We start from the raw sequence: 21822 nt of genomic DNA on the forward strand, positions 1-21822 counted from the left end.
TTAAAGCTGATCCAACTCTAAAACATCATGCATGGTATAAAAACCAGGAGATTTTTGATGTAACCAATGAGAGGCCCTCACTGCACCATTAGCAAACGTCATTCTATCCGTTGCTTTGTGGGTGATTTCAACACGTTCACCAATATCTGCAAACATTGCAGTATGCTCACCAACAATATCTCCAGCGCGAATAGTAGCAAAACCAATTTCATCTTTGGTTCTTTCTCCTGTAATCCCCTCACGAGAATAAACAGCTACATCATCAAGCTTATTACCCATAGCACCAGCAATCGCTTCTCCCATTCCAATAGCAGTACCTGACGGTGCGTCTACTTTATAACGATGGTGCGCTTCTACAATTTCGATATCACAATAATCACCCATTACTTTTGCAGCTTTCTCTAGTAGTTTAAATACCACATTCACGCCAACACTATAATTAGGCGCCATCACGATAGGGATACCTTTCGCAGCTTGGTCAATTAACTCTTTGCCAGGATCACTAAATCCTGTAGTTCCAATAACAATTGCTTTCTTATGCTCTTGGCAAAGCTCAATATTTTTCAGCGTAGAAATAGGAAGAGTAAAATCAATAATGACATCAAAATCATCAACGACTTTTGCTAAATCATCAACAATAAAAATACCAGACTTACCTAAACCGGCCATTTCACCAACATCAACACCAATTAGGCTTGATTCTGGGTGCTCACTTGCCGCAGCAAGTTCGGCAAACTGAGAACCATTTACCGCTTTAATTAAATTACGGCCCATTCTTCCTGCTGCGCCAGCAATTGCTACTCTTACCATCTTAATTCTCGCTCCTTTAAATGCGTATCCTTGCACTTTATCTTAATTTTTCTAGTTCGACTATATGAAGATCTAAGACACGGTTTTTATTTGAAGCTCTTTTGGTACTTCAAAGAACATGTTTTCTTCACGTCCAGATAATTCATCAACCGTTGTTCCACCCAGTGCTTTTATTTTTTCTATAATTTGATTTACAAGCTCTTCAGGTGCAGATGCTCCAGCGGTTACACCTACTTTGGCTTTCTCTGTTAACCATTCTTCCTTTAAATCTTCAGGGCAATCAATCAAATAACTGGTTGTGCCTAATTTCTCTGATAGTTCACGAAGTCTATTTGAGTTTGATGAGTTCTTAGAGCCTACTACTATCATGATATCGACTTGGTTAGCCATATCTCGCACCGCATCTTGACGATTTTGTGTTGCATAACAAATATCATCTTTGCGTGGACCTTGTATTTCTGGGAAAACACGACGAAGCTCATCAATGACATCTGCCGTCTCATCAACTGACAGTGTGGTTTGACTTACGTAATGTAGGTTACTTTCATCACGAACAGTTAACTTCTCGACATCTGCTGGTGTTTCAACGAGGTACATTCCACCGGTTTCACTCGTATATTGCCCCATCGTACCTTCAACTTCAGGGTGGCCAGCATGACCAATCAATACAACTTCAATATTCTTTTTACTTGCGCGAGCAACTTCCATATGAACTTTTGTTACTAATGGGCAGGTTGCATCAAAAACCGTTAATGCACGATCTTTGGCTTCTTTACGTACTGCTTGAGAGACACCGTGAGCTGAAAAAATAACGATATTATCGTCAGGCACTTCGTCTAATTCTTTAATAAAAATAGCACCACGCTGCTTTAAACCCTCAACGACGAAACGGTTATGCACCACTTCATTACGAACATAAATAGGGGCTTCATACAATTCAAGCGCACGTTCAACAATGCTAATCGCACGATCAACACCAGCACAAAAGCCACGAGGATTCGCTAATACTATTTTCATTTTTTATCTCTATATCTTGTTGAATTAATCAACCGCTACAATTTCTACGTCAAAGATAACATCTTGGCCAGCTAATGGGTGATTAAAATCAACCGTTACTGAATCGCCAGCAATCTCTGTAATAATACCGGGAATGTCCATACCATCAGGGCCACTAAATCCCATAATGGTACCCACCTCAGCAGCGGCATCTCCGACGAAACGATTTTTGTCCATATGATGGATATTATCTGGATTTGGCAAACCAAAAGCATCTTCAGCACTAAGTTCTATGCTTTTAGACTGTTCAGACTCTAAACCTAATAAGCATTTTTCAAAATTTTCACTAATACTGCCATCACCCATCGTAAATTTTGCTGCTTTACCAGAGGAGTGAGTACTATCAGCAATAGAACCATCTTTTAATTTAATGGTGAAATGTAGAGTTACTTCACTGTTGCTTTCGATTTTAGACATCTTATTCCCTTAGATAATACTCATTTTTATATCGTATTTAAAAAAAACGCCACCTCGAATTCACGGGCAGCGTTAATTTACTTTCTTTTCACTTACTGTTCTTTTTTATTGCTACGAAGACCATCCAAGATGATTAGTCCTGCACCAATACAAATTGCAGCATCAGCTAAATTGAAAGCTGGCCAGTGATAATTACCCCAATAGAAATCAAGATAGTCAACCACAAACCCATGTACTAAACGATCAAACACATTACCAATTGCACCACCAATAATCAGCGCATAAGCCATGTTATTTAGTTTGTCGGTTTGTGGTGCTTTACGCATCCAATATCCTAACAAGCCACACACAGCTACAGCAATACCAGTAAAGAACCAGCGTTGCCAACCTGCTTGATCACTTAAAAAGCTAAATGCAGCACCATAGTTATGAACATAAAGAAAGTTAAAGAACGGCAATACCTCTATACGGTTTGCCCAACCATAGCTCATCTCTTTCATCACAAATAGCTTGATGCTAATGTCTGCCATAAAGATGATCCCCGCTAGCCATAGCCAGCGGAGTCCTGATTCTTTAAGCAGCGGTAATGTCTTATTATCGCTAATCATTATGCAAATTTACGCTCTTCGCCTTCGCCACTAACGTTAGATACACAACGACCACATACTTCTTCGTGACCTTCGATAGTACCTACATCAGCAACATGGTGCCAACAACGCTCACACTTCGCAGCTTCAGAAGCAGCAACATCAACAAACAGACCTGCAAGCTCTGTTGTTTTTGCTGACTCTGTTTTTTCGCTTAGTGGTTTCACTGTTGCGCTTGATGTTAGAAGAACAAAACGTAACTCATCTTCAAGTTTGTTAATTTTAGCCGCTAGTGCATCATCTGCGTATAACGTTACTTCAGCTTGAAGTGAACCACCGATAACTTTCTCACTACGAGCAGTTTCTAGAAGTTTGTTTACTGACGCACGAACTGATTGGATTTCAGTCCAGAATTCATTATTAAACTCTTCGCCTTCAGCAAGATCAAACAGGCCTTGGTACCACTCACCTGTGAATACGAATTTCTCGCGCTCACCTGGCATTTCATTCCAGATTTCATCTGCAGTGAACGACATGATTGGTGCCATCCAACGAACTAGAGCTTCTACAATGTAGTAAAGCGCTGTTTGACAGCTACGTTGAGCGTGACCACTTTGCTTCGCTGTGTATTGGCGATCTTTAATTACGTCTAGGTAGAAAGAACCCATTTCGATTGAACAGAAGTGCATCAAACGCTGAGTTACTTCATGAAGGTTATATTCCTCAAAAGACTTAATGATCTCTTCTTGTGCTGCAAATGCACGACCAACAGCCCAGCGATCCAGAGCAACCATTTCTTCAGCAGGAACGATGTCTGTTTCTGGATTAAAGCCGTTTAAGTTAGCTAAGAAGAAACGAGCTGTGTTACGAATACGACGGTATGCGTCAGCTGAACGTTTTAGGATTTCATCAGAAACCGCAACTTCGTTAGTGTAATCCGTTGAAGCAACCCATAGACGAAGAATATCTGCGCCTAGCTTGTTCGTTACATCTTTTGGTGCAACTACGTTACCGATAGATTTAGACATCTTACGACCGTTACCATCTACCACGAAACCGTGTGTTAGTACTTGACGGTAAGGTGCTTTACCTTTCATTGCAACAGAAGAGATCAGTGATGATTGGAACCAACCACGGTGTTGATCTGAACCTTCTAAGTAAAGGTCAGCACTGTGTGTTCTTTCTTCTTTTTCTTCTGGGAAGTCATACTCTTCACGAGAATCAACAACAGAGAAGTGAGTAACACCTGAGTCGAACCATACGTCTAACGTATCTAATACTTTTTCATATTTAGCGGCGTCATCTTCACCCATAAGCTCAGCGGCATCTACATCCCACCATGCTTGAATACCTTTTTCTTCAACTAACTTAGCTACTTTTTCAATTAACTCTAGTGAATTAGGGTGCAATTCAGACGTTTCTTTGTGAACGAATAGAGCGATTGGCACACCCCAAGTACGTTGACGAGAGATACACCACTCAGGGCGACCTTCGATCATACCTTCGATGCGGTTTTGACCCCACTCTGGCATCCACTCAACACTCTTCACTTCTTCTAATGCTTTAGCACGAAGACCCGCTTGATCCATTGAGATAAACCATTGTGGTGTTGCACGGAAGATAATTGGCGTTTTGTGTCTCCAGCAATGTGGGTAGCTGTGCTCGTACGCGTGGTGATGCAGTAATGCACCTTTTTCTTTCAATACGTCAAGTACTGAATCGTTCGCTTTAAATACGTGTTGACCTGCAAACAGTTCAGTATCTGGAAGGTATACACCGTTTGAACCTACTGGGTTTGCAATTTCTAGATCGTATTTCTTACCAACCACGAAATCTTCTTGACCGTGACCAGGGGCAGTATGAACGATACCTGTACCTGAATCTGTCGTTACGTGCTCGCCTAAAATAGCCGGAACCGTAAAGCCATAGAATGGGTGATTGAATTGAAGAAGCTCTAAATCAGACCCTTTCGCAAAACCTAAGTTATGGAAATGCTCGATACCCGCGCGATCCATTACAGATTTTGCTAGTTCAGAGGCAAGAATTAGACGTTGTGCTTTTTGCTCACCATGAGCTTCAACTTGAACTAATGCATATTCAAGATCAGCATGTAATGCTACTGCACGGTTAGCAGGAAGAGTCCAAGGCGTCGTTGTCCAGATAACAACAGATACTTCACCCTCACCTTGATGGCCTTCAGGCGTGCTGAATTTTGCTAATGTTGCGGCTTCGTCTGCTGCAATAAAACGCACATCAATAGATGGAGATACTTTATCTTGGTATTCAACTTCTGCTTCAGCAAGAGCTGAACCACAATCTGTACACCAGTGAACAGGTTTGAAACCTTTAAGTAGGTGACCTTGGTCAGCAATTTTACCCAATGAACGGATGATGTTTGCTTCAGTACCAAAATCCATAGTGCGGTATGGTTTATCCCACTCGCCCATGATGCCTAAACGCTTAAAGCTTTCTTTTTGACCTTCAACTTGGCCTGCCGCGTATTTACGACACTCTTCACGGAATTCAGCCGCAGAGATTTTTTGACCAGGCTTGCCTTTTTTCTTCTCTACCATTAATTCAATTGGTAGACCGTGGCAATCCCAACCAGGAATGTACGGCGCATCAAAGCCAGAAAGTGTCTTTGACTTAATAATAATGTCTTTAAGAATCTTGTTTAATGCGTGACCAATATGGATGTCACCATTTGCATAAGGAGGACCGTCGTGTAATACGAACGATTTCTTACCTTTTTTTGCTTTACGGATCTCACCGTAAAGATCTTCATCATACCAACGCTTCAGCATTTCTGGCTCACGATTAGCCAGGTTACCACGCATTGGGAATCCTGTTTCTGGCAGGTTCAAGGTATCTTTATAGTCACTCATTGATTCTTAATTCCGTTACTTGGGCGAAATGAAATGTTATCTGTTTTCAGACAGCCACACCCGTGCTGCCTGAGAATCTAATTCTATTTGTTGTTTTAATGCGTCAAATGACTCAAATTTATGCTCATCACGCAACTTACAAAGTAACTCTACATCCAATTGTTGGCCATATAAATTGCCTTTGTAATCGAAGAAGTGAACTTCCAGCTGTTGACGAACGCCATTTACCGTTGGACGGTTGCCTATATTGGCGACACCACCTAATTGTTTACCACTACTATCTTTGGCTTGAACAACATAAACGCCAGATACAGGGGAAACACAACGCTTTAATGGGATATTCGCAGTGGGAAAACCTATCGTTCTCCCTAGTTTTCGACCATGTGAAACACGGCCTGTAATACTATAGTTTCGCCCTAACATCGTGGCGACGTCTTCAAATCTGTCTTCAGCAAGTGCATTACGAATAGCTGTACTACTGACTCGCTGTTTTTGCAGACAAAAGCTTTGTGTATTTACTACTTCAAAGCCATATTTTTCACCTGCTTTTTGTAGCATTTCAAAGTTACCTTGGCGATGTTGTCCAAAACAAAAATCATCACCAACAACCAGAAACTTAACACCCAATAGCTTAACCAACAAGTGCTCAACGAATTCATCTGCCGTTTGCTGTGCAAATTTATGATTAAAATTAATACAAAGCAGACGCTCTATATCCAATTTATCAAGTTGAACAAACTTATCTCGTAAACGAGTCAATCGAGCTGGTGCTTTATCTTTAGCAAAAAATTCCATTGGTTGTGGATCAAATGTCATAACAACAGAAGGTAAACCTAATTGCTTAGCTTTAGCCTTAACTTGTTGTAATACTTGTTGATGTCCTAAATGAACACCGTCAAAATTACCAATAGTCATTACGCAACCATGATGGTCAGGCGTAATATTATGAATGCCTCGGATTAATTCCATTATCTCAATATCAAGTTATTTGATTAAAAAAACTGACGAATTATATACTAATCTTACTAGCCAAACCACTCAACTCAGTGAATAACAAAATTATGCGCCTACTCGTAAGTGACGTAGACGTAATCCTAATATTACCGCGGGGATTAAGTAACTTACTGCCCCTAGAGCAATGAAGCCTAATAGTATGATCATTCGTTTTAATAAGTCCCATTCTAGCCATACACTCATTGCTGGCATAAACCACAATAAAACACCGACCATAATGCCACCAGATACCACTAACTTTATAATATAAATAATGGTCTCTTTAGATAACTTATATACATTTGCTAAATGTAAACCACGATAAAGTAATGCCATGTTAACCAAAGCAGATAATGCCGTTGCCATTGCCAGGCCAACATAACCATAAAAATAAGCAAAAATGGCATTAAAGAACATGTTAGTTATCATCGCAATGATACCGTAACGCACAGGTGTTTTTGTATCTTGGCGGGCATAGTAGCCAGGAGCTAACACTTTAATTAGCATGAAGTTTAATAAGCCAGATGCATAAGCAAGTAAAGACAATGAAGCGTTATGCACATCGTTAGGAGAAAACTCACCACGCATGAATAATACCATTAGCATAGGTTTTGCTAAGACCATTAAACCCAGCATCGCAGGGATACCAAGCAAGATGACCATTCTAACTCCCCAATCCATCGTATTAGAGAAGCCCGCACCTTTTGCATCAACATGTTGACGAGATAAAGCAGGTAAGATAACCGTAGCAATAGCAATACCAAATAATCCCAATGGGAATTCCAATAAACGGTCAGAGTAATAGAGCCAACTAATCGATCCCGTTGCCAAGAAACTTGCAATAAAAGTATCAAACAATAAGTTAATTTGGCTTACAGATACCCCAAAAAGAGCAGGGATCATTAACGTTCTGATTTTTACGACACCAGGATCATTCCAACCCCACTGCGGACGAACCAACATTTTCGCTTTATAAAGAAATGGCAGTTGAAATAAAAATTGAATTAAACCACCAAGGAATACACCAATCGCTAAGCCAATCTCTGGTTGCTCTAAATTCGGTGACACAAAATAAGCACAAGCAATAATAGCGATATTTAAAAAGACGGGGGTAAATGAGGAAACAGCAAATTTACCTAATGTATTTAAAATTGCACCAGATAATGCGACAAAAGTAATAAACCAAAGATAAGGAAACGTAATTTTTAATAAGAAGCTAGCAAGTTCAAACTTAGGCGCATTCGGCCCATAATTAAGCCAGTCCATAAACCAGCCAGCGCCGAACAAGGCAGTTACCACTCCTGAGCCTAAAATACCGAAAAAAGTAACAATAGTAACGAGAACACCAAGAGTACCCGATGCTTTTGCGATTAATTCACGGGTTTTGTTATCATCGCCACTGGCGTGATATTCCGTTAAGACAGGGACAAATGCTTGTGAGAAAGCACCTTCTGCAAATAAACGGCGTAAAAAATTAGGTATTTTATTCGCAAAAAAGAAAACGTCTGCAGATGCACCCGCTCCCATTAAATTTGCTACCACTACATCACGGACTAAACCGAGTACTCTAGACACTAAAGTCATGATGCTGACGATTAAGCCAGAACGTAAAAGTCGTTTACTCACAAAAAAACCTCATAAAGATGCCGTTGATGGCGATAAAGAGCTTACTAACTGGAAAAAATGCTGTTAGAATGCACGCCATCTTAACCGTGTTTTGCCATTCTCATCAAACTTTTGTTTGAGACAGCTTGGTTTTTACACAAATCATTTGACATTTGGGTTCAATGGGTGCATATTTCCCGACCTTAAATTGTCACCGAACTACGTTTTTGGGAGTTAGACCCTTGGCAAATAGTAAATCTGCTAAGAAGCGCGCAACTCAAGCTGAAAGACGTCGCCAGCACAACGCTAGCCGTCGTTCAATGATGCGCACTTACATGAAAAAAACTATCGCAGCTATTGAAGCTGGTGATAAAGAAGCTGCAACTGCTGCACTAGCAACTGCAACTCCACTTCTAGACCGCATGGCGACTAAAGGCCTTATTCATAAGAATAAAGCTGCACGTCATAAAGCGCGTTTCACTGCAGCAATCAAAGCTCTTTAATAGAAATTTGATTCTCAGTTAGAAATAAGAAAAAACCGACTTAGGTCGGTTTTTTTATATCTGTAATTTGAAGAAAAGTACAAAATAACATTATTTATCCTTTACTCTTCCTATCACAATTTACTTTTGGCAATATAAATCATGTAATAGTTGAATCACGGATCTTACTTCGTGGCTATTTAATGAATAAAACACCGTTTGAGACTCTTTTCTCGTCGACACTAATTCATCTTTACGCAACCAACCAAGATGTTGAGATAATGCTGATTGACTAAGCTCTAGTTTTTCTGCAATTTGACCTACAGATAGTTCACCATCAAGCAATAAACATAAAATAAATAAACGACGCTCATTCGCCATTGCTTTTAATAGTGTTACTGCTTGAGGTGCATTTTCTTCCATCATTTGTAAATTCATAGAATAACCTCTAATTTAGCTAGTGCTAATTTAGTATATTCTACCCCGCTATTGCAAATGAAAATCAAATAAATGTGAGAAATCAGCAGCGCAAATACTTTTAACGGCTGGATGTTGAATCATTCGCTCTGCAAAAATAACGTAATATTCTTCTTTCAAATCTTTGACATCAGCAATTCGATGTAAAGAAAGATCTGAATCCGCTTCATTCATGTAAACCGTTGGTGCTAAAAATACAGAATCATTTTCACGAGCAAATGCCTTCATTAAGGCGACATCATCAAACTCCCCTAAGATATTAGGGGTTATACCCTGCTGATCGCACCACTGAATAACTTTCCTTCCCATTGATGTTCGGCTACCCGGAATAAGTACCTTTTTTCTTTCCAATACGTCAGGAAATTGAATGTCTGTCATTTCTTTAGAACAAAAAAAACTCATTCCACACTCCCCTAATTTTTTACTAAAAAGCCCTGAGTTCTGGCTTGAATCCACAGGACAATCCGATAGGATCATATCTAATTTGTGCTGAGATAACTGCTCAAGTAAAAGTTCATGCGTGGATTCAAAACAGCGGAGGTGGATTGACGCATCTTCAGGGATTGTAGTCGAAAGAACTTTACTAACTAATCGCTTAGAAAGTGCATCAGCAACGCCAACATCAAATAATACATTAGACTGCTGGCTATAATTTACGATATCTAACATCTCATAGCTTAAACCAAACATACGATCTGCGTATTTATAAATAAGTTGACCTAGCTCTGTTGGCTCTACATTTCGTCCATTACGTTTAGTCAATTTACCATTTACTCGTTCTTCTAATGCCTTTATTTGTCCTGTCACCGTTTGAGGCGTAAGAAATAAAGCTTCTGCCGCTTTCGTTACTGAGCCTTGCTTGCATACCATCCAAAAATAGTACAAATGGTTATAGTTTAAATGAGACATCTTGAATCCTATGATTTATAAATCAATGTACTTATCTATTACATTAAGAGTGACAGTAAGAATTGAAGATACGTCATTTATTACACCAATAGCAAATACTTCGTAAAAACCATTAATTTCCTATTAATACTTCGTTTTTTCCGCATCCATATTCTTAAAAATGTCATTAACTCGCAACATAGAACAAAAAAGTTTTAAAAAAAAATTTATATTCCATTTTAAAATAAAGAATAAAAATATATAACTATCATAAAGTTAAGGCAAACAAAATAAGATTCAATAGCACCAAAATCAAATATGACGTATTTATTACAGTTTTCCTTCTGACTGTAATATTTCTGAAATATTCCTTATCTACTATCGCTTCAGATTAAATAAACCGACAACATACTATTTCGGTACGGAGCTTTACTATGAATACCCAATCTATTTCTGCAGCAACAATGAGTAATACCTCGCGCATGCTGCGTTGGGCAAACTTAGCATTTATGCTTTACCTTCTTCTTTTAGCTGTTGCTATGGTTGGCACAGGCTTCAAATGGTCTGTTGGTGAAGAAGCAAAAGTTCTTTTTGAATTTGCTTCTCATCCAGTTGCAGGCTTAATGATCGGCCTAGTTGCGACAGCATTGATTCAATCATCTTCTACAGTAACCTCAATTATTGTTGGATTAGTAGCTGGTGGCTTACCCGTTGAAACCGCAATCCCTATGGTTATGGGAGCAAACATTGGTACAACGGTTACCAATACTCTAGTTAGTTTAGGTCACGCTCGCTGTAAAACTGAATTTAGACGTGCTTTTGCTTGTGCTACTGTGCATGACTTCTTTAACTTGCTTGCTGTTGCTATCTTCTTACCATTAGAGATGATGTTTGGTATTTTCCAAAAGCTATCTGCATGGTTAGTGTCTCCACTGTTAAATGCTGGTGATATGAGTATTAAAGGCTTTGATTTCATCAAACCAATCACAAAACCAGTCATCGGTGCAATCAAAGAACCTCTATCTAACTTTGGTAGCATGACTGGCGGCCTACTTATGATTGCTTTAGGCATTGTTATCCTAGTTATTGCGATTACTTTGATGGGCAAATTAATGAAGAGCCTTATGGTTGGTCGTGCTCGTGATATTCTTAAAAGCGCAATAGGTCGTGGTCCTCTGCATGGTATTGCATCAGGTACTGTAGTTACCGTTCTTGTTCAATCATCTTCAACAACAACAAGTTTAATGGTTCCATTAGTAGGTACTGGCGTTCTTAAAGTACGTGACGTGTATCCATTTACTCTAGGGGCAAACATTGGTACTTGTGTAACGGCACTATTAGCGGCAACGGCAGTCTCTGGTGAATATGCTATCTTTGCCCTACAAATCGCACTTGTTCACTTATGCTTTAATATTATTGCTACTCTAGTTATCTTTGGTACTCCGTTCCTACGTGAACTGCCTCTGAAAGGCGCAGAGTGGATTGCTGAGATGGCAAACAGAAACAAAGGTGTTGTGGCTGGTTATTTAAGCTTTGTCTTTATCATCCTGCCAGGAAGCGTATTAGCGCTAACTGTGTAATAAGAAATAATCCATACATAAAAAAGCCCCAGAGTGAACTCACACTCTGGGGCTTTTTATTTTAATAATTTATCTATACAGAAAACGGATACTTAATCGCTTCATGGCTTTCATAGGCAACCACATCAAAATCATCCATTGTTACCCATGTTTCTAAATCTTCTAATGATTTAATTTTAGGGTTTATTTTAAAGGTTGGGGCTTTCAATGGCTCACGCTTTAGCTGTACATCTTTCATCAATTCAAGCTGATCTTCATAAATATGACCGTTAACAATCTTATGGTACGCCTTACCTGGTTTATGCCCTGTAATCTGGGCCACAATAGCCAATAGAAAATACACTTGAACCATATTGAAATTAAGGCCTAGCGGAACGTCACAAGAGCGTTGGGTACTATTTAAATATAATGTATCACCTAATAGCGAAAAATGGTGTGAGTACATGCAAGGACGTAAACACCCCATATCAAACTCACCAGGGTTGTAGAAATTTAAAATCTCACCACGGTCGTCGATACCATTACTTAAGTCATCAATGATTTTTTTCAACTGATCGACAAACTCACCATTTGGTTTTGCCCACGAACGACCTTGAACACCATATACTCGCCCCATGTCATCTTCACCTTTACGGTGAGGATTATTCAACCAAGCATCGTTTAAATTTGAATTGGCATCCCATGTTTTAGTACCTATTTTACGAAAATCTTCTGCGTTATCATAACCGCGAATATAACCAATCATTTCAGCGACTGCTGATTTCCAGAAACTTTTACGTGTTGTAACTAAAGGAAACTCTCCATTAGCAACGTCGTAAGTCAGATCGGCATTAATTACCGTCAAACAGCGCTTTCCTGTTCGCTCGTTTTCAATCCAGGTTCCTTCATCAACGATGCGTTGGCATAAATCTAAATACTGTTTCACGGTCATGCTCTCTAAAATTGGCTTAAAAAAATGGCCTCAAACGAGAGGCCATCACTATAAATCGTCATTAACGCTATTCTAGCTTATTTTGCTTTCTGTTTTGAGCTATTTTGCTTATCACCACTGTTCTTCAAATCAGTCGCATAAAGATTACGCTTAAATGCCCAAAGCATCATAAGAAGACCACCAATCACCATTGGCAGCGATAATATTTGCCCCATTGAAATCCAATCACCAAACAAACCTAATTGAGCATCAGGTTGGCGTACATATTCAACTAAGAAACGGAACGAACCGTAACCAAACAAGAATAAACCAGATACCGCACCCAACGGACGAGGTTTACGAATAAACCAATTTAAGATGAAGAACAATACCACGCCTTCTAGGGCAAACTCATAAAGTTGAGATGGATGGCGAGGGAAAGGCCCGCCAGTTGGGAATACCATCGCCCAAGGCACATCCGTAACACGTCCCCATAATTCGCCATTCATGAAGTTACCGAGACGACCAGCTCCTAAGCCAAATGGAACTAATGGCGCGACAAAATCGGCAATGGTAAAGAAGCTACGATTATTCTTATAACCGTACCAAAGCATTGCTGAGATCACGCCAAGTAAGCCTCCATGAAAAGACATACCCCCAGTCCATACTTCAAATAAGTACAGGGGATTATCTAAGAAATAGCCGAAGTTATAAAATAAGACATAACCAATACGTCCACCAATCACGACACCTAAAAAGCCGGCAAAAAGAAGGTCACTGACTTGGTCACGAGTCCAGCCGCTGTTTGGTTTATCTGCACGCTTATTTGCTAACCATAAGGCAAACATGAAACCGAACAAATACATTAATCCATACCAACGAACAGCCAGTGGACCTATTTGAAATAATATTGGGTCAATATTTGGGAAGGTTAAATACCCTTGGTTCATGATTACTCTCTTATCCTAAGAACATTTTACTGCCGATAAATACTAGAAATACGGCAAAGATTTTTTTTAATGTTGGTGTTGGTAAGTGCGAAGCTAACTTTGCACCGACTCTAGTGGTTAAAATAGACGTTAAACTAATGCCACATAATGCAGGTAAATATACATACCCTAAGCTCATTGACGGCAAATTATCGACATTAACACCGTGTATAACAAAGCCTATCATGCCAGCTATCGCTATTAATGTGCCACATAAAGAAGAGCTACCAATCGCTTTTCTCATTTCAACACCATGAAAACTTAAATAAGGCACAGTAAGTGAGCCACCACCAATGCCAGCTAAACTAGAAACAATACCAATGACGCCACCAGAAGCTGCAGTTTTTAGAGGAGATGGCATTATTCTTGTCGCAGTAAACTTAAGTGCTAACAGCATTTGCAATGCTAATAAAAGCACAATAATACCAAACACTTTAGGTAAATATTGTGTTGGAATTAGCTCTGTAAGATAGCTACCAATAAACCCACCTAAAATGACTCCTGGTGCTAAGCTTTTAATTAACCCCACTTCGACATTACCTAAACGTAAATGGTTCAATGCCGATGAGCTTGATGTAAATATAATTGTCGCTAATGACGTACCAAGAGCCATTTGCATTGCTATGCTCGAATCGATTCCAGCCAAAGGTAATAAATACAACAAAGCTGGGACAACAAGTAATCCACCACCAATCCCTAATAACCCAGCCATAACGCCAACAACACTACCAAGTACAAGGTACAGTGCGAAAATAGACCAAAAATCGACTAACATTTATTTACCTGCTCGAATAAACCCTAAAAGATCTTTCTGTTCAAAAAACGTCATCATATCAGTTAAAATTTTCTCAGCATCATCATGATGTAAAAGAATCTCTGTCATTGACTCAATTTCAGCCAAAGTAACTTGTCTAATAATGTATTTAATCTTAGCGACATTGGATGTATTCATACTTAAATTGCGATAACCAAGTCCAATTAAAATTAAACAACCAATAGGATCCCCTGCTAACTCTCCACACACGCTAACTGGTAAGTTATGCTGATTTGCTGTCTCTATTATTTGCTTTAACGCTAAAAGAACCGCTGGGTGATAAGACTCGTAAACATGAGAGACTCTTGAGTTATTCCTATCTACTGCTAATAAATATTGAGTTAAATCATTACTCCCAACAGAAATAAAATCAACAAGCCCTGCAACTCTTGGTAATAAATACAGCATTGATGGCACTTCAACCATCATACCAATACGAGGTTTAGAAAAATCACTTTCTGATTCGCTGAGTACCTCTTCATATGCTTGATTAATAAAAGCTCTTGCTTGTTTCAGCTCTGGAATGCCCGAAATCATAGGTAACATAATCGATAAGTTTTCATTACCAATATTTGCTCTGATCATCGCTTTTAATTGCAATAAAAAGATATCAGGGTGATCTAGAGTAAAGCGAATACCGCGCCATCCTAAAAAGGGATTATCTTCTTCAATAGGCAAGTAAGGTAAAGGCTTATCGCCGCCAATATCAAGCGTTCTCATTACCACTGGTTTTTGAGGGTATGTTTCTAAAATAGCTTTATATTGTAAGAATTGCTCTTCTTCTGATGGGAAGCGTTGATGCAGTAAAAATGGTATTTCAGTACGATACAAACCAACACCATCAACGCCTTTATTAACCGCAATACTTGAATCAACACTCAACCCTGCATTTAAATGAATTTTCATTAAATGACCATCAAGCGTTAATGTTGGTTTATCAAGATCGAGCGTAATTAGCTTTGATAATTCAAGTTCTTCATTTTGAAGATCTGTATATTCTTGAATTAGAGCTTCAGTAGGCTTGATATAGAGCGCACCACTATAACCATCAACAATCGCTAATGATTTATGATAATGGGTAGGATTAAACTCTACGCCCATTATTGCTGGAATTCCAAGCGCTTTAGATAAAATAGCAGCGTGTGAATTTGCAGCCCCTTCTAGGGAAATCACCGCTTTTAATTTATCTTTAGGAATACTGGCTAGCATGGATGCTGTCAGTTGAGTGGTGACCAGAATCACTGGATGTGACAGATCAATATCTAACTTATCTTCATAATTAAGAAAATAAAGTAATCGTTGCCCAAGCTCTCGAACATCGTTTGCTCGTTCACTTAAATAAGAGTCACTCATTCTCTCAAAGCGCCCAGCATAAGACTCTATAACTTGACGCAGTGCCCATTCAGCAGAATCACCTTGGTTGATCTGTTTTTTAAGATCAGCCTTTAACATAGGATCATTCAATAAGTGACTGAATAGATCAAAAATAGCTAACGTTTCAGTATTAAGTTCTTGTTCAAACCGTTTCTTTGCACGTCGAAAATCTTTCAGTGCAAGCTCTACAGCAGTACCAAGACGATCTTTTTCCAATTCAATATCAAGACATGAACTCGGTAAAATAGCTTCAATTTTAGGTTGAGCATCGTCAAACCACAACGGAGCAATTCCAACGCCATTAGACGCAGAAATACCTTTAAACTGTTTTTGTTGTGTGGAAGACGCTTGTAACTGAGTTGACCAGCTTTCATGAGCTTTTGCGTGAGCTAAAACAACTGCAAGCTGAGCGGATAGAGTCACTAAAAATGATTCTTCAACTTCGGTAAACTGGCGTTTTTCTTTTTGTTGGACAACCAATACACCTAAATTTTGACGACGGTATATGATTGGCGTAGCAAGAAATGAATTAAATTTATATTCAGCAATACTTGGGATGTATTTATATGATGGATGTACCGATGCATTAGCAAGGTTTAGCGGCTCACAACTACGAGCTACAAGACCAACAAGTCCTTCATCAATTCCCAATGACACAGTATTAGGCTTTGCTTTTAAGCCCTCAGTTGCCATGAGTTCTAATCGAAGATTGTCATTACTCATCAAATAGACTGAACAACACTCAGTTCTCATAGAGTGTCGAGTATTTTTTACCAATAACGCTAAAGCATCATCCAACGACTCTGCTTTAGCGACGTGATCAACTATATCCCTGAGTTGAGTAAGCATACTAAACAATCCTTAAGGTGATAAGGTATAGACAGCTTACCCTTTTTTACCTTTCCTTTTAAATTTTCGTTCCTTAAACGGCATAGCAATCACTGCGAACTCTTTTAGTGCTCTGCGATAAACGTCACGTTTAAATGAAACAACTTGTCTTACTGGGTACCAATAACTTACCCATCGCCAACCATCAAACTCCGGCGAGCGATCTCTTTGCATATTCACCTTGGACTCGTCACATTCCAAGCGTAACAAAAACCATTTCTGTTTTTGTCCAATACAGACAGGTTTTGAATCCCATCTAACTAAACGTTTCGGTAGTTTATATCGCAACCAATGACGGCTGCTTGCTAAAATACGTACGTCATTTTTAGTCAGGCCAACTTCTTCGTACAATTCGCGGTACATTGCTTGCTCTGGCGTTTCGCCATCATCAATGCCACCTTGTGGAAACTGCCAAGAATGTTGCCCGTATCGTTTCGCCCAGAATACTTGACCATGGCTATTGCATATCACTATCCCGACGTTCGGGCGGAAACCATCGCCATCTATCACTGGATGACCTCATCATAAACTTATATTCCTTTGATTTTTTCACAGATCGCCTCTTTGAGCAAACAGGATCACGCTTTCTTGTCACGTTTTACTAAAATAACCTCTTTCCCTGAATAACTTTTGAGCGATTAACGACTTATCAACATAACAATGAGAGGTGACCCACATTTATTCACCTTTTCTGTGCATAACTTTGTGAAGAAGATAAAAACAAATCAAATAGTACGATAAAAACCAATTTATCATTAGAAGACAGACAAAAGATGAAAATCAATAAAACTTCTATTAAACATGAAGTTAAAGCAAAGATCTTTTGAATGATCTTTTAAATAAAAATCGATAGATTAATATAAACACAGATCGGTTAAAGATCCACCAATCTTATGGTTACCCACAAAGAGCCCCCCTTTAATGTGCTATGCACCTGAAAGTCAATAACTTATTCATAAATATAATACTGTATATGGATCCAGACAAATAGATATCGATTAAAAAACAATCGTCAATGTGGATAACTTAATTAGATCCAATGAAGAGCACTAAAACTCTACATTAATATGCTAATCTAAGCTTTAAACCATCATCAATGAGTAACTATGAAACAGCCACCTACGACAATTAATGAACTATTAATGAGAGCGGAAAACATTGCAGGCTACACGCTATCAGAGCTTGCCGAGCAAATAGGTGTTGCTGTGCCTGAAAACTTAAAGCGTGATAAAGGTTGGGTTGGACAATTATTAGAATTGCATTTAGGGGCCTCAGCTGGCAGTAAGCCACTCCCTGACTTCATTGATCTTGGCATTGAATTAAAAACAATTCCGATCAGTTATACCGGAAAGCCACTCGAAACAACTTTTGTCTCTGTTGCCCCATTAACAGGGGTTCACAGCTTACGTTGGGAAGAATCACACGTACGCCATAAATTAGCACATGTATTGTGGATCCCTGTAGAAGGTGAAAGAGAGATCCCTGTAGGAGATCGACGTGTAGGCTACCCCGTGTTATGGCAACCTTCATTAGACGAAGAGCGACAACTTAAGCAAGATTGGGAAGAGTTAATGGATTTGATCGTTTTAGGTAAGGTTGAATCAATTACAGCGAAACACGGTGAAGTTTTACAACTCAGACCTAAAGCAGCCAACAGCCGAGCACTTACGGAAGCTTACGGTGAAAATGGTCAACCAATCAAGACGTTACCAAGAGGTTTCTATTTGAAGACTCATTTTACTCACGCCATCCTCACGTCATTTTTTAATTAAAAAAATGGCTTATCCCGATGAGATAAGCCATTCTTATTACTCTGTTGATTAACCCTTCTTAAATTAGCTATAACTTCTTGGTTCAGAGATTAAATTATGTTTGTTTAATAAACGGTACATTGTCGCTCGAGATACACCTAGCTCTTTTGCCGCTGAAGATACTTGACCATCATGAGACTCTAAAACCATTAATAATGCATCTCGTTCTGAGTTTTCTCTAATTACTCGTAAACTACGTTTTGTATCGCTACGTTGAGGAAGATCTAAATGCTCAAGATCTATCGTCATGCTATCAGCAAGAAGAACCGCTCGTTTTACCTGGTTTACTAGCTCACGAACATTCCCAGGCCATGGATAGTGAAGCATGGTTTGCATTGAATCTTCAGAAAAAGTACGTGCTTGAGTATTATATTCTTTTGCGTAGCGTTGAAGAAAATGTTCCGCAAGAATCGCAATATCTGAACTTCTTTCTTTTAAAGAAGGGACGTGGATGCGGAGTACATTTAAGCGATAATAAAGTTCTTCTTTAAAACTGCCTTCTTCTATCGCTTTTTCAAGATCAATGTGGCTTGCCACAATAACGCGCACATCAATATCGATAAAACCTTCTGATGTTTCAATATTACCTTCTTGTAGAAAACGTAATAAATGCTGCTGTTGGCTTACAGGTAAATCATTAATATCATTTAAGAATAATGTACCACCATTCGCTTGGAATAATTTTGACTCTTCGTATTCTGAAAGGTGAAGACCAAATAATTCTTGTTCTATTTTTGATTCAGATAATGAACCACAATTCAGTGAAACAAATGGGCCTTTATTACGTCCAGATGAATCATGAACAGCTCTAGCAACGGCATCTTTACCAACACCACTTTCTCCAGAAATTAGAATAGAAACATCAGTTGGTGCAACTCGACGGATTTGATCTCGTAGACGTTTCACTGCAGGTGCTTCACCTAGAATACCTAAATCAGATTTCTTACCCATATTAGGCCAAACTTTACGCTCTAACTTCAACATTCCTAATTGGTGGCCAATAGTACTTAGCAATTGCGCATCAGGAATTGGGGCGGTGAAAAAATCGATACAGAAGTTTACGATGAATTGGCAGATAGTATCTGAACTCAATTGTGATTCACGAATAAACGCCATCCAACGAACTTGTTTGTTGTTGTTAACTAATGTCGCAATACCGTTAAGGCTAAAATCATCTTGGCTTAAATCGACAATACCAATGCATGGACCAATTTCGTCAAACAATGCTTGCGCCGCTCGAAGATCATAGCAACGATGACAACGCCAACCTACTTGTTCTAATACGGCTAGCCAAGGTTCATAACTACCACCAACCACTACTAATGAACCTGGAACAGAATCCATACGAAACTGAGTACCCATAAGCCTTACCTCTAAATTCTTGAATGAAACCAACTGATAAATCGTTATAGAGCAACTATACAGGTTTTAAGACCACTCAACGTCTCACAAGTGAGATGCTCGTCATCCTTTTAACAAAAAAAAAACAAGTTAACGATGATAAATAAATGACAGTTAACATATTAGAATTAAAGTTGACTCATTTATAAGAATGCAGGCTATTTTTGATATAAGAATTGAACTTTTAATTACTTTTAAAGGCAGGGATAAGGACAAAAGAGAATTGTAAAAATTAGGTCAATTGATAAAAAAGTGTAATTACTTTCTCATTTTTATGCATTATGTAATAAATCTTATAAAAAAAAGAGCGACTTAAGAGCCGCTCTTTTTATTAATTCTATTATTAACTATGCTTGTGGACGCATAGAAGGGAATAAAATTACGTCACGAATTGTGTGAGTATTAGTGAATAGCATCACTAAACGGTCAATACCAATACCTTGACCTGCTGTTGGTGGTAAACCATGCTCAAGTGCAGTAATGTAATCTGCATCATAGAACATCGCTTCATCATCACCAGATTCTTTTGCATTAACTTGCGCTTTAAAACGCTCGTCTTGGTCTTGAGCATCATTAAGCTCAGAGAAACCATTTGCAACTTCACGGCCACCAATGAAGAATTCAAAACGGTCTGTAATGAAATCATTGTTGTCGTTACGACGTGCTAGTGGTGAGATATCTGCTGGGTATTCAGTGATGAACGTAGGTTGCATTAACTTAGGTTCTGCTGTTTCACCAAAAATCTCTTCAAGAAGTTGGCCACATGTCCAGAAGCTTTCAACTTCAACATGAACTGATTTCGCGATAGAAACCATTAGGTCACGATCTTGAACGCCTTCATAAGTTAATGCTTGGATCTCAGCATGCTCTGGGTTGTATAGTTTAATCGCGTCTAGCATGCTCATACGTGCATATTTGCCACCGAAATCAACTGTGTACTCACCGTAAGGCATTTTATCGCTGCCTAGAACAGAGATAGCTACTTGAGATAGCATTGCTTCTGTTAGATCCATTAGATCATTGTAATCAGCGTACGCCATATAGAATTCCATCATTGTGAATTCTGGGTTATGACGAGGAGATAAACCTTCGTTACGGAAGTTACGGTTAATTTCGAAAACACGCTCAAAACCACCAACAACAAGACGTTTTAGGTAAAGCTCTGGTGCGATACGTAGGTACATATCAACATCAAGTGCATTATGGTGTGTTACGAATGGACGTGCTGAAGCACCACCAGGAATAACATGCATCATAGGAGTTTCAACTTCCATGAAGCCTTTATCAACCATAAAGTTACGAATAGCTGAAACCACTTTAGAACGGATAATAAACGCAGTACGTGAATCATCATTTACAATAAGGTCAACGTAACGTTGACGGTAACGCATTTCTTGGTCTGTTAAACCGTGGAATTTTTCAGGCAATGGACGCAATGCTTTCGTTAGCAATACGTACTCTTCCATATTCACGTAAAGATCACCTTTACCTGATTTATGTAGAGCGCCTTTAACACCGATGATGTCACCGATATCTAGACCTTGGTATTTGTCTTTAAGCTCTTTTTGAACATCTTTTGATGCATAAGCTTGGATCTTACCTGAGACTTCTTGGATCAATAAGAAAGGACCACGCTTAGCCATGATGCGGCCTGCGATAGCAACGATATGGTTTAATTCTTCTAGCTCTTCTTTGGTCTTCTCACCAAACTCTGCTTGAAGGTCACTCGCAAGGCTGTCACGACGGAAGTCATTCGGGTGGCCATTAGCCTTACATGCTTGACGGATATGGTCTAATTTACCACGACGTTCTGCAATCAGTTTGTTTTCATCTAGTTGTACTTGGTCAGTCATAA

General features: G+C 39.0%; 19 protein-coding genes. 3 read left to right on the forward strand and 16 right to left on the reverse strand.

Going from position 1 to position 21822, the window contains the following annotated elements:
* The 7 genes from dapB to murJ all read right to left on the reverse strand — a co-directional run bounded on the left by dapB (position 1) and on the right by murJ (position 8374).
* Positions 1-810 (reverse strand): 4-hydroxy-tetrahydrodipicolinate reductase, encoded by an 810-nt coding sequence (gene dapB, locus BTO23_RS09610; RefSeq protein WP_060992456.1) that lies wholly within the window; start codon positions 808-810, stop codon positions 1-3.
* 72 nt (positions 811-882) lie between these two features.
* The gene (ispH, locus tag BTO23_RS09615; protein ID WP_060992457.1) at positions 883-1827 is read right to left on the reverse strand and encodes a 4-hydroxy-3-methylbut-2-enyl diphosphate reductase; all 945 of its coding nucleotides are present in this window, start codon (positions 1825-1827) and stop codon (positions 883-885) included.
* A gap of 24 nt (positions 1828-1851) precedes the next feature.
* Entirely contained in the window at positions 1852-2283 is a 432-nt protein-coding gene (fkpB, locus tag BTO23_RS09620) for an FKBP-type peptidyl-prolyl cis-trans isomerase (protein WP_061004587.1), read from the reverse strand.
* Positions 2284-2375: 92 nt separating this feature from the next.
* Positions 2376-2891, reverse strand: a complete 516-nt coding sequence (lspA, locus tag BTO23_RS09625; protein ID WP_061004588.1) for a signal peptidase II — start codon at positions 2889-2891, stop codon at positions 2376-2378.
* Positions 2891-5755, reverse strand: coding sequence for an isoleucine--tRNA ligase (gene ileS, locus BTO23_RS09630; RefSeq protein WP_105063412.1), 2865 nt, complete (start codon positions 5753-5755; stop codon positions 2891-2893). The genes lspA and ileS overlap by 1 nt, the downstream gene beginning before the upstream one ends.
* A gap of 36 nt (positions 5756-5791) precedes the next feature.
* The gene (ribF, locus tag BTO23_RS09635) at positions 5792-6724 is read right to left on the reverse strand and encodes a bifunctional riboflavin kinase/FAD synthetase (protein WP_060992461.1); all 933 of its coding nucleotides are present in this window, start codon (positions 6722-6724) and stop codon (positions 5792-5794) included.
* Between the two features lie 90 nt (positions 6725-6814).
* Positions 6815-8374, reverse strand: coding sequence for a murein biosynthesis integral membrane protein MurJ (gene murJ, locus BTO23_RS09640; RefSeq protein ID WP_105063413.1), 1560 nt, complete (start codon positions 8372-8374; stop codon positions 6815-6817).
* 221 nt (positions 8375-8595) lie between these two features.
* On the opposite strand from murJ, the gene rpsT reads away from it, so the two are divergent.
* A complete protein-coding gene (gene rpsT / locus BTO23_RS09645; protein WP_005417629.1) occupies positions 8596-8856 on the forward strand; it encodes a 30S ribosomal protein S20 in 261 nt (86 codons plus the stop codon).
* 120 nt (positions 8857-8976) lie between these two features.
* On the opposite strand, the gene BTO23_RS09650 is transcribed toward rpsT, so the two are convergent.
* Complete coding sequence (locus tag BTO23_RS09650; protein WP_060992463.1) at positions 8977-9273, reverse strand: ArsR/SmtB family transcription factor; 297 nt, start codon at positions 9271-9273, stop codon at positions 8977-8979.
* 48 nt (positions 9274-9321) lie between these two features.
* Entirely contained in the window at positions 9322-10221 is a 900-nt protein-coding gene (nhaR, locus tag BTO23_RS09655) for a transcriptional activator NhaR (protein ID WP_060992464.1), read from the reverse strand.
* A 413-nt stretch (positions 10222-10634) separates the two neighbouring features.
* Here nhaR and BTO23_RS09660 point away from each other — a divergent pair, with 413 nt between their 5' ends.
* Positions 10635-11780, forward strand: a complete 1146-nt coding sequence (locus BTO23_RS09660) for a Na/Pi symporter (RefSeq protein ID WP_060992465.1) — start codon at positions 10635-10637, stop codon at positions 11778-11780.
* A gap of 73 nt (positions 11781-11853) precedes the next feature.
* Here the strand turns inward: BTO23_RS09660 and BTO23_RS09665 are convergent, their stop codons facing one another.
* The 5 genes from BTO23_RS09665 to rppH form a co-directional block, all read right to left on the reverse strand.
* The gene (locus BTO23_RS09665) at positions 11854-12705 is read right to left on the reverse strand and encodes a thymidylate synthase (RefSeq protein WP_105063544.1); all 852 of its coding nucleotides are present in this window, start codon (positions 12703-12705) and stop codon (positions 11854-11856) included.
* 83 nt (positions 12706-12788) lie between these two features.
* On the reverse strand, positions 12789-13640 hold the full coding sequence (gene lgt, locus BTO23_RS09670; protein ID WP_060992466.1) for a prolipoprotein diacylglyceryl transferase: 852 nt from the start codon (positions 13638-13640) through the stop codon (positions 12789-12791).
* A gap of 10 nt (positions 13641-13650) precedes the next feature.
* A complete protein-coding gene (locus BTO23_RS09675; RefSeq protein ID WP_060992467.1) occupies positions 13651-14454 on the reverse strand; it encodes a sulfite exporter TauE/SafE family protein in 804 nt (267 codons plus the stop codon).
* Positions 14455-16716 (reverse strand): phosphoenolpyruvate--protein phosphotransferase, encoded by a 2262-nt coding sequence (ptsP, locus tag BTO23_RS09680; RefSeq protein ID WP_060992468.1) that lies wholly within the window; start codon positions 16714-16716, stop codon positions 14455-14457.
* A 36-nt stretch (positions 16717-16752) separates the two neighbouring features.
* Entirely contained in the window at positions 16753-17265 is a 513-nt protein-coding gene (gene rppH, locus BTO23_RS09685; RefSeq protein ID WP_005417607.1) for an RNA pyrophosphohydrolase, read from the reverse strand.
* A 596-nt stretch (positions 17266-17861) separates the two neighbouring features.
* On the opposite strand from rppH, the gene mutH reads away from it, so the two are divergent.
* Positions 17862-18527, forward strand: coding sequence for a DNA mismatch repair endonuclease MutH (gene mutH, locus BTO23_RS09690; RefSeq protein WP_060992469.1), 666 nt, complete (start codon positions 17862-17864; stop codon positions 18525-18527).
* A 63-nt stretch (positions 18528-18590) separates the two neighbouring features.
* Here mutH and BTO23_RS09695 read toward each other — a convergent pair whose 3' ends face one another.
* Both BTO23_RS09695 and lysS read right to left on the reverse strand, forming a co-directional pair.
* On the reverse strand, positions 18591-19928 hold the full coding sequence (locus BTO23_RS09695) for a sigma-54-dependent transcriptional regulator (RefSeq protein WP_060992470.1): 1338 nt from the start codon (positions 19926-19928) through the stop codon (positions 18591-18593).
* A gap of 386 nt (positions 19929-20314) precedes the next feature.
* Positions 20315-21820: a lysine--tRNA ligase gene (gene lysS, locus BTO23_RS09700; RefSeq protein WP_060992471.1), complete on the reverse strand. Its 1506-nt coding sequence runs from the start codon at positions 21818-21820 to the stop codon at positions 20315-20317.
* Positions 21821-21822: the final 2 nt, after the last annotated feature.

It is taken from the genome of Aliivibrio sifiae (assembly GCF_002954715.1).
Taxonomy (GTDB): Bacteria; Pseudomonadota; Gammaproteobacteria; order Enterobacterales; family Vibrionaceae; genus Aliivibrio; species Aliivibrio sifiae.

Coding starts and splice junctions, on each gene's coding strand:
- lgt (WP_060992466.1), bottom strand. CDS start 13,640: ATGAACCAAGGGTATTTAACCTTCCCAAATATTGACCCAATATTATTT.
- ptsP (WP_060992468.1), bottom strand. CDS start 16,716: ATGCTTACTCAACTCAGGGATATAGTTGATCACGTCGCTAAAGCAGAG.
- ribF (WP_060992461.1), bottom strand. CDS start 6,724: ATGGAATTAATCCGAGGCATTCATAATATTACGCCTGACCATCATGGT.
- nhaR (WP_060992464.1), bottom strand. CDS start 10,221: ATGTCTCATTTAAACTATAACCATTTGTACTATTTTTGGATGGTATGC.
- lysS (WP_060992471.1), bottom strand. CDS start 21,820: ATGACTGACCAAGTACAACTAGATGAAAACAAACTGATTGCAGAACGT.
- fkpB (WP_061004587.1), bottom strand. CDS start 2,283: ATGTCTAAAATCGAAAGCAACAGTGAAGTAACTCTACATTTCACCATT.
- lspA (WP_061004588.1), bottom strand. CDS start 2,891: ATGATTAGCGATAATAAGACATTACCGCTGCTTAAAGAATCAGGACTC.
- ispH (WP_060992457.1), bottom strand. CDS start 1,827: ATGAAAATAGTATTAGCGAATCCTCGTGGCTTTTGTGCTGGTGTTGAT.
- BTO23_RS09675 (WP_060992467.1), bottom strand. CDS start 14,454: ATGTTAGTCGATTTTTGGTCTATTTTCGCACTGTACCTTGTACTTGGT.
- ileS (WP_105063412.1), bottom strand. CDS start 5,755: ATGAGTGACTATAAAGATACCTTGAACCTGCCAGAAACAGGATTCCCA.
- BTO23_RS09660 (WP_060992465.1), top strand. CDS start 10,635: ATGAATACCCAATCTATTTCTGCAGCAACAATGAGTAATACCTCGCGC.
- BTO23_RS09650 (WP_060992463.1), bottom strand. CDS start 9,273: ATGAATTTACAAATGATGGAAGAAAATGCACCTCAAGCAGTAACACTA.
- mutH (WP_060992469.1), top strand. CDS start 17,862: ATGAAACAGCCACCTACGACAATTAATGAACTATTAATGAGAGCGGAA.
- BTO23_RS09695 (WP_060992470.1), bottom strand. CDS start 19,928: ATGGGTACTCAGTTTCGTATGGATTCTGTTCCAGGTTCATTAGTAGTG.
- dapB (WP_060992456.1), bottom strand. CDS start 810: ATGGTAAGAGTAGCAATTGCTGGCGCAGCAGGAAGAATGGGCCGTAAT.